Raw genomic sequence first — 243 nt, forward strand, 5'->3', positions numbered from 1 at the left:
TGTAGCGCTGCTGCAGCTGCGCGCTGGGGGCGTCGAGCCATTCGACGAAGATATCGTCCGGCAGGGGCCTGCCGTCATAGAGGTCGGCGGCACGCTCGAAAGCACTTTTTTCGCTGCCGCGCAGCGCCGTCTTGGCGGCGGCCTCGATGCCCTCGATATCGATCTCGTGCTCGCCATCGGGTGCAAGCGCGATGATGTCGTTGCCGCTCGTGATGAGGTCGTGCGCACCGAGCGCGCGGCGCG

General features: G+C 67.1%; 1 pseudogene. It reads right to left on the reverse strand.

Annotated features, from left to right (window positions below):
- Window positions 1–243, reverse strand: a pseudogene (locus tag KVT37_RS32665) (hypothetical protein); the annotation flags it as partial.

Origin of the sequence: Mesorhizobium sp. GbtcB19 (genome assembly GCF_019091085.1) — a bacterium.
Lineage (GTDB): Bacteria > Pseudomonadota > Alphaproteobacteria > Rhizobiales > Rhizobiaceae > Mesorhizobium.